9 protein-coding genes are annotated in these 12,983 nt (G+C 61.5%); 1 reads left to right on the top strand and 8 read right to left on the bottom strand.

From position 1 onward, the window contains the following. Positions 1–25: 25 nt before the first annotated feature. The 6 genes from OVA24_RS03915 to OVA24_RS03890 all read right to left on the bottom strand — a co-directional run bounded on the left by OVA24_RS03915 (position 26) and on the right by OVA24_RS03890 (position 7,420). Positions 26–2,542, bottom strand: a complete 2,517-nt coding sequence (locus OVA24_RS03915) for a BNR-4 repeat-containing protein (protein ID WP_267673702.1) — start codon at positions 2,540–2,542, stop codon at positions 26–28. A gap of 55 nt (positions 2,543–2,597) precedes the next feature. Then, positions 2,598–2,960, bottom strand: a complete 363-nt coding sequence (locus OVA24_RS03910; RefSeq protein WP_267673700.1) for a (2Fe-2S) ferredoxin domain-containing protein — start codon at positions 2,958–2,960, stop codon at positions 2,598–2,600. Positions 2,961–3,022: 62 nt separating this feature from the next. Next, the gene (locus OVA24_RS03905; RefSeq protein WP_267673698.1) at positions 3,023–5,068 is read right to left on the bottom strand and encodes a hypothetical protein; all 2,046 of its coding nucleotides are present in this window, start codon (positions 5,066–5,068) and stop codon (positions 3,023–3,025) included. A 58-nt stretch (positions 5,069–5,126) separates the two neighbouring features. Further along, positions 5,127–6,149, bottom strand: a complete 1,023-nt coding sequence (locus OVA24_RS03900) for a hypothetical protein (RefSeq protein ID WP_267673696.1) — start codon at positions 6,147–6,149, stop codon at positions 5,127–5,129. Next, on the bottom strand, positions 6,146–6,691 hold the full coding sequence (locus OVA24_RS03895; protein ID WP_267673694.1) for a hypothetical protein: 546 nt from the start codon (positions 6,689–6,691) through the stop codon (positions 6,146–6,148). Before OVA24_RS03895 ends, OVA24_RS03900 begins: the two co-directional genes overlap by 4 nt. Positions 6,692–6,703: 12 nt before the next feature. Beyond that, positions 6,704–7,420: a hypothetical protein gene (locus OVA24_RS03890; protein ID WP_267673692.1), complete on the bottom strand. Its 717-nt coding sequence runs from the start codon at positions 7,418–7,420 to the stop codon at positions 6,704–6,706. Positions 7,421–7,724: 304 nt separating this feature from the next. On the opposite strand from OVA24_RS03890, the gene OVA24_RS03885 reads away from it, so the two are divergent. Beyond that, positions 7,725–8,540 (top strand): PEP-CTERM sorting domain-containing protein, encoded by an 816-nt coding sequence (locus OVA24_RS03885; RefSeq protein WP_267673690.1) that lies wholly within the window; start codon positions 7,725–7,727, stop codon positions 8,538–8,540. A 15-nt stretch (positions 8,541–8,555) separates the two neighbouring features. Here OVA24_RS03885 and OVA24_RS03880 read toward each other — a convergent pair whose 3' ends face one another. Then, positions 8,556–10,448, bottom strand: coding sequence for a hypothetical protein (locus OVA24_RS03880; RefSeq protein ID WP_267673688.1), 1,893 nt, complete (start codon positions 10,446–10,448; stop codon positions 8,556–8,558). 243 nt (positions 10,449–10,691) lie between these two features. Continuing rightward, entirely contained in the window at positions 10,692–12,854 is a 2,163-nt protein-coding gene (locus tag OVA24_RS03875) for a polyribonucleotide nucleotidyltransferase (RefSeq protein ID WP_267673686.1), read from the bottom strand. Positions 12,855–12,983 lie beyond the last annotated feature (129 nt).

The raw sequence follows: 12,983 nt of genomic DNA, 5'->3' as shown, positions 1-12,983 counted from the left end.
GGCAGAGCCGCTATGTCCATCCTCCTTACTCATCAATGGTGTAACGCAGCCGGTAGAACCGCATTTCCCCCGGCAGGCCGGTGGTGGAGCGATGGCCTCGTTGGTACAGGATGACGTTACCGTTCCTCACGGCTGAAATGTCGAAGAGCGACGCTTCCACATCCTGCCAGTCCCGCAGGGCATCACTGGTTTCAATTTTCTGGAGAAGATCGAACGCCTCGGTGTTCCGCGGGTAGGTGAGACCCAGGTAAAGTCCGTCGGCGTCTTCATGCAGACCAACGGTCAGGGAGGAACCGGGATCCGGAATACGGGGATGGGTCCCGCGGGCATACTCAGCAAGGTTGGGGACACCATCCCTGTCATCGTCCCCATCGGGGCCGCCGACTTCCGGATCATCCATCTCCGCTGAGTTGAAGTATTCCTTCCGCCAGCGGAGGAAGGGAGGATTCACCTCGACCGGCTTCGCCGTGGCCGTGGTCATGTGGTAAGGCAGTTCCCACGCGCGGGTGCCCCCGGCGGCGCCGAAATAGAGATGGCTCTCCGTGAGGACCTCCGGATTTCCATCCGCCCAGAAGGAGTGGAACCTGCCATGACCATCCTGCGGCTTGCGGACGTAGTTGTGCTTGCGCGGGCTGTTCTCCGTGACGTGGCGCACCTTGGTCCAAGTGAGCCCCTGGTTGGATGAAGTCCACATTTCCAGCTCGCCGCCATTTCCCCAGAACCTCTGGGGATTGCTTTCCCTGATCGACGGATCCGAGCCGGTGGGAGCGATGACATTCCAGACGCCGTCCTCGATCCAGAGGCTTCCGTTCGCGTAGTTGTGGGTGGCGCTGGAGATGGCGGTGGCGGACGGCGGCATGTCGCGGATGATCCATTCACTGCCCGTCCAGCGGGCTGTATGGAGCGTGCGGGGCTCCCCGTCAGGACCGGGGCGGAAGTTGGCGCTGGTGAGATAGAGCAGGACCGGCCGGTGGTCCTCGTCAAAGGCGATGTCGATGCCATACATCAGGCGGTTCAACGCGGAGTAGTTGAAGATACGGGCTGGATTCGCCGCAGTGGTGAGGGGCAAGGTGAGCGGCGTACCATCCGCGGTGGTCCACGTTTCCCCCCAGTCCGTGGTCTGCATGTAGTAGAGATCCGTCCGGGCATCCACATTCCCACCGGGGTGGCGGTTGAAGAAGGTGGCAATGATGTCGCCGTGCTTCTCACTGGCCTGGTAGTGGCCTCCAATCTTTGCCATCGGTTTCACCGCGCCCCATGTCACCCCATCCGGGCTGGTGCGCCAGTAAAGCTCCCGTCCGTTCGAGTAGATGGTGTAGAGATGGATGAAACCCTTCACCGGATCATACCACACCTGCGGATAGGTGTAGGTCTCGCCACCCGCCGGGGAGGTCATCGAGAAACCGTCCGTGCTGTAGGGCTCCGCGCTGCGGTAGGTGAATCCTTTCCGGCCGTTGCCCCGCCCGGAGACAAAGATCCAGATGTACCCATCCTTGTCCATGGAGATGCACGCATTGTCATGCGGATCATCCACGCCGTTCTTGTCCATCACCACGGTCGGCTTGGTCACGGTGTGGGTGGCATGATCATACTCCCCCGCCATGATGAGGAGGTAGCGCTTGTCCGGACCACTGGTACCGCCGTAGGTGAAGAAGGTCTTGTTCGCGGCGGGTGAATAGACGGCCATGGGCCGGTGGTTGGTGGTGTAGGTGCCCAGCCCGCCGGAGTATTTGTCCCCAAAGGCGGAAACCTGCCCTAGCGCGAACCAGATGCCCTTGTAACCGTCCGCCTTGGTGCGGACCACGGGATTCGGAGGGATGATCGGCGGGCTTTCGAACGGTTCCTGCAACTGCGTGGTCGGAAGGGCATCCGCCGTGAAGCGCACGTTGTCGATGGCTCCTTTGAAAAAGGAAGATCCCGCCCCGGTCGTACCGGTGGAGCCGATGGCGAACATGGAGTCCGCATTGTAGGTTCCGGTTGCGATGGAAACCGTCTCATGGAGCGGATCACCTCCGGTTGTCATATCCTTGAGAACCATGGTCACCACCCCCGCTGTGGAATCCAGGACCGCAGCGGCGTAGTAGTTCCGCCCGGCAACGAGCTCGAATGAGTTCACGGAAGCCAAGCTGGAACCGTTGGTCGATTTCGCGAAGCGGAGCTTTCCCCCTGCCTCCGCGAAGTGCCACCCCCGCTGGTTGGCGGTGTTGTTATGGTGGGAAACGATCACCTGCGTAGCACCGGTGGCCACGGCGGTGGCGCGGAAGTAGGCTTCGATGGTGAAGCGCTGGGAATGCCAGAGGTCGGAGTCCGGGAAGGTCAGCCGGTTGCTCCCGGAAAATTCCGCCGCTTGGCCGTCCCCGGGGCCGCCGGCAGCCAGCGGGGCAACTCCCCCGTCATTGGAAAGCGCGCGTCCGTTCCCCGATGAATCACCCAGAAAGCCGGGCACCGCCTCAAAACGCCAGAACCCGGCAGGCGTCACCTGGGCCTGCAAGGCGGCGCAAAGGACGAAGCACGATGCCACGACCGCTGGGAGGGATTTCATGGGTTTGTTCCAAGATTCCGGAACCTCCGCCTCCTAGCAACGGGAATCTGGAAACTCACACGAAAGGATTAGTCGCGAAGGCAAACTCCTCGACCGCCTTCCCGCCGATGAGGTGCTCCTGGATGATCCGCTCCAGCACCTCCGGCGTGCAGGAGTGATACCAGGTCCCCTCCGGATAGACCACGGCGACGGGACCGCTCAGGCAGACGCGCAGGCAGTTCGCCTTCGTCCGGAAAACGGTCGAGTCCCTGCCACCGGCCAGGCCCAGTTCCTTCAGCCGCGCTTTCAGAAAATCCCACGACGCAAGGCCCGCCTCCTTCGAGCAGCACTTCGCCTCCGTCTGGTCCGCACAGAGGAAGATGTGGCGGTTGAGATGGCCGATACCAAAGGATTCCGCTGCCTTCCGGAGTTCGTTCATGGCAGGACTATCGCCGCCATGGACGGGGTTGCAAGGCATCGAGCGGGGACAGGAGAAACGGATCAGCGCTGTTCCCAAATGGCGATCGTCTCCTTCCGCATCTGCCGGGCGGCGCGGTGGACATACGACGGAAATTCGGGTTCCTCCATGCTGGTGACCATGAAGTGGTCGCGGGCGGACCAGTATTGCTGCGAGACGTGGAAGCCGCCGACAACCGCCGTCATGCAGATCATGGCGGAGATGTAGCTTTTCAGGTTCACCCGGGTCACCACCGCCATCAGCAAAACGTCCTTTGTCCCACTGAAGATCGATTTACACAGCGTCAGCAGAAGCCACAGGCCCGGAACCCCGGCGAGAATCATCTGCGGCCAATCCTTGTTGAACAAATTCAGCAGAATGGGATCCCATTCATCCGGCCAGTCCTCCTGATCGTATTCGGAGATTCCAAGCAGGATCAGGAGGCACAGCACCCCCCACCATCCCAGCCGGGAAGCCTTCCGTTCCCCGAACATGCCCGCCTTGAGCGACAACCTCCACCGGGCGACCAACACCGGAAGGATGACCAGCAACGCCGCGAGGATGGCGAAGCGTCCCATCATACCGGGCATATCCAGCATCCAATTCATCGAATCGACCGACCTGTCGCGCCCCCCGATGGGAGAGAAAAGAAGCAGCCCCAGGAATCCCAGAACAGGCAGCAAAACTCCCCCTCCGATGATCCAAAACCAATCGACCCGATCCAAAAGCTTCTCCACCCTGGCTGCCATGGATCTTACGAGGCCCGCCGATCTGAACCGGAAACCGAACACAGCGAGGGAACAAATTCCGAGAACCGTCCAAACGGCGATGGCATAGCCCCTGGCGAATTGGTCATGTTCGGTGAGACGCCCCGGCCGCAGTTTCAGTTCTGACACAGGGGGAGGTTCCAGAAGCGCCGACTCTACAGAACCCGCCATCCGTTGTGCGAGGATGCCGCCATATCGGTAGATCACATTTCCCCTGACCCTGAGACGACTCCTCGATGCCCTCTCGGATTCTCCGATCTTCGCGAAGCGCCGCGCCTCATCTTCAAAACCCAGTTTGTTGGCTGACGCCTCGAAGTCTTTGACAACATCAACCACCAGTCTCCTGGTTAAAAGAATCTCCGATAAATCCGCTTCCCCATTCAGGAATTGCCGTTCGACGATCCGCTGATGGGTCTCAAGCAATTCCTGAAAACCTTTGGTATCCCCTGCCTCCGCAAGGAGCCACGCCCTGCATTTCAGCAATCCAGTCAGGTTGCCCGTCCCCGATGCAGAGCCCCATCCTGACTCCAGCAAATAAATCCTGCCCAATCTCTCCCGTGAACTCCCGGCATGTAAAGTGAACCACGAGAGCCGCTCCCTGAATCGGGTGAAGGAATATCCTTCACATTTCGACTTGTCGCCGCTGGTGAGGAGTATCTGCCAAGCCTGTTCGAAGGCTGCGGGATCGCCTACCTCCCAACGATCTGGCTCCCGGAGACCATCGACATATTTCCCCAGGATCTTCCTAAATTTCAGGTTCACCAATGAAACCGCGGCGAGCCGGTCGAACCACGCGTTGTCCGGATCAAGCCGTTCGGCATCAGATAGAAATGTCGGAGGCAAACCCTTGCGCCAGGCCAGCTTGACCGCATAACCCGCCAAGTAGGCCGGATTCTCCGGCTCCGATTTCCAGAGAAGCTCCGCATTGTCGACGGATTCCTCTCCTTCCCGGACGAACAAATGGGGCTTCGCGTTTTGTGGTATGTATTCCGGAACCCATTTCCTCAAGTCTCTCGCCAAGCCTGGGATAAATTCGACGTCGAGCAACCGGGAGAATTCAGCCGTATCCCGGAGAAGCAGGTAAAAGGGGAACAGCAGCAGAATACAGATCGATCCCCAGATCATCAGCAACACCGGCTCCCGGTGCTTCCGCCTTACCCTTGCATCTACCGCCTTCCAGCGACGGATCGCGCCGGAAAGTCCTTTCTCATCCGCAACTGAGACCGTCTCCGCCATCCATGACTTCGCGGCGAGCTTCTTCTCCATGTCGTCACCGAAGTCCGCGACAGCGGAATCGATGAATTGCTCGCGGGCATCCGGCATCTCCGGATTCAGAAGGATGGTCCGGAGAAATTCAAGCGGTGAGGAGCACTGAACCGACTCACTCCATCGTGCCCATCATGGCCCTCACGGCCATCGCACGCTTCAGCCTGAAGGTGACATGGGCCAGACGCTCCGGCGCGCCGTTGTTGAAGGGGGTGATGGTGAGCATCTCGATGGTGTAGTCACCATCCGTGCTGACAAAGCTCTCCAGATCCCCGATCACCAGCGCCTGGTTCTGCGGCACCTCCACCGAGTCCGAGTAGGCGACGGCGGTGGACGGCAGGATCTTGCCGACGGTTCCCAGCAGCTCCGTGCCTTTGTAGATCTGGGCGTAGATCTTCGCACCAGGGTAGATGTCCTTCACCATCACGGTGGCATTCTTTGGTGCCGACGTGAAAAGCTGGTCGGGCTCGATGCCGGAGATCTCCGCGGTGGCCACGGGCCAGATCTTGATGGTCGCCTTCGCCAACTGGCTCTGCACCGCACCGCTGCTGGTGCGGGTGTAGACGGTGAAGGACTCCTCGCCCACCGCTTTGGTCGGGCTGGCGACGGGCAGCCGCTGGGTGATGGAGCTCTGGTATTCGCCGTTCTGATAGAAGTTGAAGGCGTCCGCATACTCCCCGGCGGTGCCGTTGGGCTGGTAGCTCACGGCGTCATAGAGCGCGTAGCTGCGGTTCATCCGCACGCTCTTCGCGTAGTCCGGGACGGCGGGATCCGTCTGCATGCCCTCCACTTTCAGCCTCATGCCGTAGGGTCGGTCCGCACGGGTGCGGGCGGGGACGTGCGGATCCTCCGAGGTGGCCTGCAGGGTGATGGTCGGCAGGTAGGTGCCGGTCGCCTTTTCATCCAGCTTCAGCAGCTTGGTGGTGTTGTTGGCGCCAGCGACAGTGGTGTAGAGCTGGAACGTCGCGGTGGCGGACGTGATCGGCTGGGAATTCACCGTGCCGCTGTCATTGGCAATAGGGATGTCATAGATGACGGTCGCCCCGTTGACGGTCTGGATCTGGCGGATGAAATCCGCGCACCCGCCGCGGGCGGCGAGCAACAGGGCGATGGCTGCGGTGAATGCAAGACTCTTCATGGTGCGGTGGTGGCAGCGGGGGCGATGGACTGGACGGAGATGGGATTCCCATTGAAAACGGCGACGAGGATCAGGCCCGAACGGCGGGCGGCGGCAAGGCGTTCCTCCTCGATGGGCTTCGCTCCGGATGCCTGTTCGACGGTGACCTCAAACGGAGTCACCAGGCCGCGGTATTTCGTGGAGAACTCGTTCCACAGGCTGAATTTTCCGGAGATTCCGGTGACAACCGCGTCCTTGAAGCGGTCAGGGACAAAGAGGATGGCACCTTTCGGAACCAAGGTGACGGCTCCATCATACTTGATGAAAGAGGAGTTGGCATCCAGATCCCAGGTTTCCTGCTTCTGGCCCTTCGGGGCCAGGCCGCCGAATTTCTGGGCCTTCTGCGCCGCGAGAAGCTGCGCATCCGTTGCCACAACCGAAGCCGGAGCCGGACGGTTCTTCGGGATGACCTCTTCGCCCATCCCTCCGCCTCCGGGACGCTGCTGGGCGGATGCCAAGGCTGGCAGAGCGAGGATTGCGAGAAGAGGGAGAGCGCTTTTCATGTTTGCTTGAGATCAGTTGGTCTTTGCGAAAACCACTTCGTTCCCCGGAGTGTAGCCGGTGAAGGGAGGGGTCTGGCCCGTGGTGCTGCTGCCGCGGGTGATGCTGTAGCCGACGGGCGTGATGTTTCCGCGGAGCAGGTAGTTGCAGTCGATGGTGAGCTTTCCGGTCGGTTCGCCGGCGGTCGGGTTGATCTCTCCGACCACGTAGAAGAAGCCGGAAGGGTTGCGATTCGGGATCGCGTAGTCTCCGGAGCCGGCGAGGTGGAAGACGACGGTCGTCTCGCGGTAACCGAACTTTTTCATGCTTTCCCAGGTTTCACCGTAGAGGCGCACCGGGCCGCTGCTGACGCCCGGGCGGTCGCCGGTGACTTCCACCCGCTTCGGGTAGTATTGCGCCCCGTTCACCTGGAGCTTCACGTGGGAGGAAATATTGGTGTAGGCGCCAAGGCCGCCGATCCACCATCCTTGGCGGAAACGGTTGTCGGAGGAATTCGGGTCCGGGAAAGCGCCATCGCACTGGTTGCCGAGAGTGAGGCTGCCGGCAACGCCGTAGATGACGTAGTTCTCAGGACGGCCGCAATAGACGCCGACGCCCTGTCCGTGGGAGTTGAGCGTGATCGGGGCGGTCATGCCGGGGGCCCAGCACTTGACGTTTGCTCCCGTGTTGCCGGACACGGATCCGGTCAGGGCGAGAAGCAAGGTTGCCAGGCAGGCAAGGAGTGATTTCATTTCAATATCGAGTGGGGGGAGTTCGATGATCCGTTCCGGCCAGTCGGCCATCGTGATCTGCGGGTGTCAGGAGTTGTCGTCCGGACGCCCTCACTTATACCCAATTCCGGCCATTCCGGCATAACGCGATGACGGTAGAAATCGGGACAAAATCGCCGGAATCCCGCTTTCCAAGCGGAAAATCCGGCATCCGACCGTCCGTGGGCGCCACGGATCCGGTGTTGTCCGGAGCGCGGTTCCGTGAGGGGGGCCAGCAGGTTTTTCGTTTGACGGCCCGTTCATCGATCAATAGCTCTGAAAAAGCATGCATCCCCCCCGGTTCATCGTCCTGATGCCGTCCTGCCTTCTGGCATTGTCCGGACTGGCTCCGGGTGTGGTGCTGATCAGCGACTCGTTCGACAATCTGGCAAGCGGGGCGGGCCTCGACGGGAGGACTCCGGAAACCAGCGTCGCCGGGGGAAACTGGATCGCCCCAGGCACCGGTGCGGGCCTGCAGGGGGATGGAGCTGGAGGCATCATCCTGGACTATTCCTCCGGCAGTTCGGCGGGCTTTGATCTCGGTAGCTCCTACATCACGAGCAATCCCGGCATCTACGACATCCGGCTGACCGTGACCCACCCGGTGTTCAACAACCAATCATGGGCGGCGCTGGCTTTCAGCACCACTTTGAACACCGCATCCACCCCCTCCGGCAACGGCCGGCCATGGATCTACTACCGCCAGAACGGGAACATCTCCGTTTCCGCGAACGCCACCTCGACCATCCCGGCCAATAACATCGGCGCGGGAACAACGGGAGCCACCACCGGAGCGCCCCATACCCTGCGGCTGGTGTTGGACGCCACCATCCCCACCGCCCTCACGTTCCGCGCCTTCGTTGACAGCTATGAGTTCGATCTGAACGGTGCCACGGCGGGCAATACCTACACCTACGGGACAAGCACGGTCCCGAGATATGTCCTGTTTTCCATGGGCTTCCCCGACGCGGGCTCGGCTTCGTCGCAGACCTCCTCCGTCGGGCAGTTCGAGCTTCACTTCACTCCGGTGCCGGAGCCGTCGGCCGTCCTGCTCGCCGCGGCGGGTGCTTGCTTCCTTTCACGGCGGCGGAGGAGATGCTGAACCCGCCGCAGCCGGTCAGCGGTGCTTGTCGACCAACTGCCTCAGCCCGGTGCGCATCTGGTGCGCGAGCCGGTATTCGTGTTTCGACAGACCCGGTTCATCCGCGCTGAATTTCATCAGTTCGTCCCGTTCCAACCAGTATTGTCGTGCCTTCTGGAAGCCGAAAATGGAGACATGGGCAACCAGCACGCCGGTCGCGCAGACCGGCAGCATGACGCGGGAGATCACGACCCGGGAGAGAAGGCGCGGAGGGCCGCTGAACACGGCGCGGCCCGCTACCAGCAGCAGCCAGAGCAAAGCCAGGGCACCCGCTCCATAGGATACCTGGTAGGGCCACACGTGCTTGTAGGAAGTGGCGAAGATCAGAAGGCCGCCAACGGCCAGCCAGCCAGCGCCATCCCCGCCGCGAAAGCCCAGCGCCCCCGCCTTTCTCCGAAGCCGCCAGCGGACAACCAGCACCGGAACAATGATCATCAAAGATCCAAGCGCCAGGAAAGCGGGGATGGGCTGGACGAGATACAGGACGCTCGCCGTCCTCCTGACGCTGGTATCCCAGCTTCCCAGCGGTGTGAAGAACATCAGCGAATATACCAACCCCACCGGCAGCACCACTCCTCCGGCGATGATCCACAGCCAATCCATAGGGGACAACAACCACTCGACCCGACGCGACATCACCCGGACCAACGACGATGCCCGGAACCGGTAGAGCAGGAACCCGACGCCTACCCCAGCGATGAACAACCGGAGACCTCCGGAACCGATCATGGAAAGCCATGAGTAGTCATGCAGTCTGCTCGGCTTGAACTCCTCTTCCTTTATCGGCTGGGAATCCGGAAAGCGCTCCAACGCGGACGGGACATACAACATCGCCAGAAACCCGCCTTTCCGGTCGGCCACCGAGACCTTGCCCTTACGTTCTTCCGACCTGTCGCTCCTCTCGAGCCTCTGCTTCTCCAGAACCTCATACCATTCCGCCGCCCATGGAAACTCTCCGGCGATGCTCATATCCACCGCGCGTTCCGTCACATGGCGGGAAATGGCGGCAACCGAGACATGGACGGTCAGTTCATTCACCATGTTGAACTCCCCATCCCGGACCAGTTTCAGGATGTATGCCCTACCCTCTCCCGCGAACTCGCGAAATCCGTCGGCATCGCCCGCTTGCTCAAGCTCATCGAGCCGGGCGCAAAAGGTTCCGGAAAGGTCCAGCAGAATGACAATGGACGCGTGCTTCATCCCCACAAGATAGGCGGTGGATGCCAGCTTTTCCTGGAGGGTGGACTGCGGGAGCAGAGCCACCCGGCGTGAGATCATTTCACGCTCATAGCTGTTGTAGTTAGGCTTATCCCCCGCCCTACGGATGATCTCAAGCGCCTGCCCATAGGTTTCTCGGTTCCTGATTTCATAGCGGTGCGCCCTCTTGCGCTTCTTGTCCTCCTCATCATTGGGGAGCTTCTTCACCGACTTGTAGCCGGTCACCGCCGCACCGTAGTAGTCGAACCACGCATTGTCGGGATCGAGCCTGGTCGCGGTTTCGAAGTAGTCCGGAGGCAGGGTCTTGTGCTGGGAATGATAGGCTACGGCATACTCCGCGAAGAAGGCGGGATTCTCAGGCGCGCTGTCCCACAGTTCCTTCTTTTGCTCCAACAGTGGCTTGGAGCCATCCCCCAGCAAAAGCCATTCCTCCGGGGTGAGGTCGGCAAGCGAGGACTCCGGAAACAGGGTCAAACCCGCCCCCATGCCTTTCACCGAGTTGAGGGATTCCCTCTCGGTTTCGATCAACCGGTCGATCCAAAATGCCAGCCCCCCACAGACCATCAGCGAAAGGATGAGATAGATCCGTCGCCATGGGATGGACTTTCCGCGTCGGTCGAGTGCGTCGAATCTCCGCGCAAGTTCCGGCATCCCAGGATGATCCGAAGCGGGTACCACCTGCTCCATCCATGCGCGCGCGCCCGCGCTCGCCGCCAAATCATCGGCATAGATGCGGACGGCGGATTCAATCACTCTGTCACGGTCGGTACACACCCGCGGACCCTATTCCGCACTGGATCCCGCGGGCAAGAAAAGGAAAAGCCGGCACCCTCACGGATGCCGGCTTTTGAGAGCGGAAGAGAGCCGGTCCGGAGACCGGCGCTCCCAGCGGGATTATTCAGCGGAGGCAGGAGCTGCTTCGGCCGGGGCGTTGGCCTCGGCTTCGGCGGCCTTCTGGTCGCGGAGCCAGGCACGGCGTGACATCTTCACGCGGCCCTTCTCATCGACGCCCAGGCACTTGGCGGTGACGACATCGCCCTTCTTGACGACGTCCTCGACCTTCTCGGTGCGGCCTTCGGCCAGCTCGGAGACGTGGATGAGGCCGTCCTTGCCCGGAAGCACTTCCATGAACGCGCCGAAGGCGGTGATGGAAACAACCTTGCCGGTGTAGGTCTTGCCCACCTCGATCTCCTGGAACATGCGGTCGATCATCTCCTTCGCACGGTCGAGACCCTGCTGCTTGGAAGCATAGATATGAACGGTGCCGTCGTCCTCGATGTTGATCTCGGCTCCGGACTCCGCCTGGATGCCCTTGATGTTCTTGCCGCCTGGTCCGATGAGCTCGCCGATGCGGTCGGCGGGGATCTTCACGGAAACGATGCGCGGTGCGTGCGGGCTGAGTTCGCCGGCGGTGGTGATGGACTCGGCCATCTTGGCGAGCACCTTGGTGCGGCCGTCCTTGGCGATGCGGATCGCTTCTTCAAGCATGCTGAGCGGGAGGCCCGGAAGCTTGAGGTCGAGCTGGTAGCCGGTGACACCTTCGCTGGTGCCGCAGAGCTTGAAGTCCATATCGCCGTAGAAGTCCTCGGAACCGATGATGTCGAGGAGCATCTTGTGGGACTTGAGGGAACCATCTTCGTTGTTCTCGGTGACGAGGCCGACGGAGATACCACCCACCGGGCGGATCAGCGGGACACCGGCGTCAAGGAGGGCCATGGTGCCAGCGCAGACGGTCGCCATGGAGGTGGAACCATTGGACTCGGTGACCTCGGAGGAAACGCGGATGGCGTACGGGAAGACGGCTTCGTCAGGGATGACCGGCTCGATGGAGCGCTCGGCGAGGGAGCCGTGGCCGATCTCGCGGCGGTTGATGCCACCCATCCGGCCGGTTTCACCGACGGAGAAGGGAGGGAAGTTGTAGTGGAGGATGAAGCGCTTCTCGGACTCACCACCGGAGTAGTTGTCGAAGTTCTGCTTCTCGTCGGCCGGAGCCAGCGTGGTGATGGCGAGCGCCTGGGTCTCTCCGCGGGAGAAGATGGCGGAGCCGTGGACGCGTGGCAGGGTGCTGACTTCCCCGTAGAGGGTGCGGAGATCACCGATGGAGCGGCCGTCGGCGCGGACGCCCTTGTCCATGATGGAGATCCGGAAGGCTTTCTTCTGGAGGTATTCGAAGGCCTGCTCGACGTCGAAGGCGGTCGCATCCGGAGCGCGCTCCTTGATGGCGGCTTCCACTTCGTCGCGGAGGGCGCCGACTTTTTTGGCACGCTCGGTCTTGGTCGGGGCGTAGATGGCACCTTCGATGCGGTCACCGGCGATTTCGTAGGCGATCTCGAGGAGGTTCTCCTTGGCGAGGACCGGGGTGAAGTCGCGCTTGGCCTTGCCGGCGAGGCGGACGAGTTCTTCCTGGGCTTCGATGAGCTTCACGACGGCGGCCTGGGCGTGGTGCAGGGCGGCGATGAACTCGTCTTCCGGGAGCTCGTCGGCCTGGCCTTCGATCATGATGACGTCGGTCTTGTTGCCGACATAGACCAGGTCGAGGTCGCTCTCGGCGCGCTCGTCATGGGTCGGGTTGATGACGAACTGGCCATCGACACGACCGACGCGCACGGCACCGATGGGGCCTGCGAACGGGATGTCGGAAAGACAGAGGGCGGCGGAGGCACCGTTCATCGAGAGGATGTCGGCGTCGTTCTCACCGTCGGCGCTGAGCAGGATGGCGATGATCTGGGTGTCGTAGAAGTAACCCTTCGGGAACAGCGGGCGCAGCGGGCGGTCCGTCATCCGGCAGGTGAGGATTTCCTTTTCGGTCGGGCGGCCTTCGCGCTTGAAGTAGCCACCGGGGAAAACACCGGCTGCGGAGGCTTTCTCCTTATACTCCACGGAGAGTGGGAACCAGGTCTGGCCATCCTTGACTTTGGTGGCGGAGACGGCGGTGACGAGGATGATGGTGTCACCACTGCGGACGGTCACAGCACCGTCGGCGAGTTTGGCAAGCTTGCCGGTTTCAATCGTGATCGGGTTCGAGCCGACTTGGCTCGTGATGGTATGAATACTCATTTTCGTTCTTCTTTTCTTATGCGTACGGCCCGCATGGCCGGATGCCAGGCGGGCGATTTCAGGTTCCAGACGGGATTCCGCGGCCGAAACAGTCGGCGGAGGAGGGTTTGTCTGACGATCCCCCATCCG

Origin of the sequence: Luteolibacter sp. SL250 (genome assembly GCF_026625605.1) — a bacterium.
Lineage (GTDB): Bacteria > Verrucomicrobiota > Verrucomicrobiia > Verrucomicrobiales > Akkermansiaceae > Luteolibacter.
The sequence above is the reverse complement of the archived record's forward strand: the minus strand, read 5'-3'. Positions and strand labels throughout refer to the sequence as shown.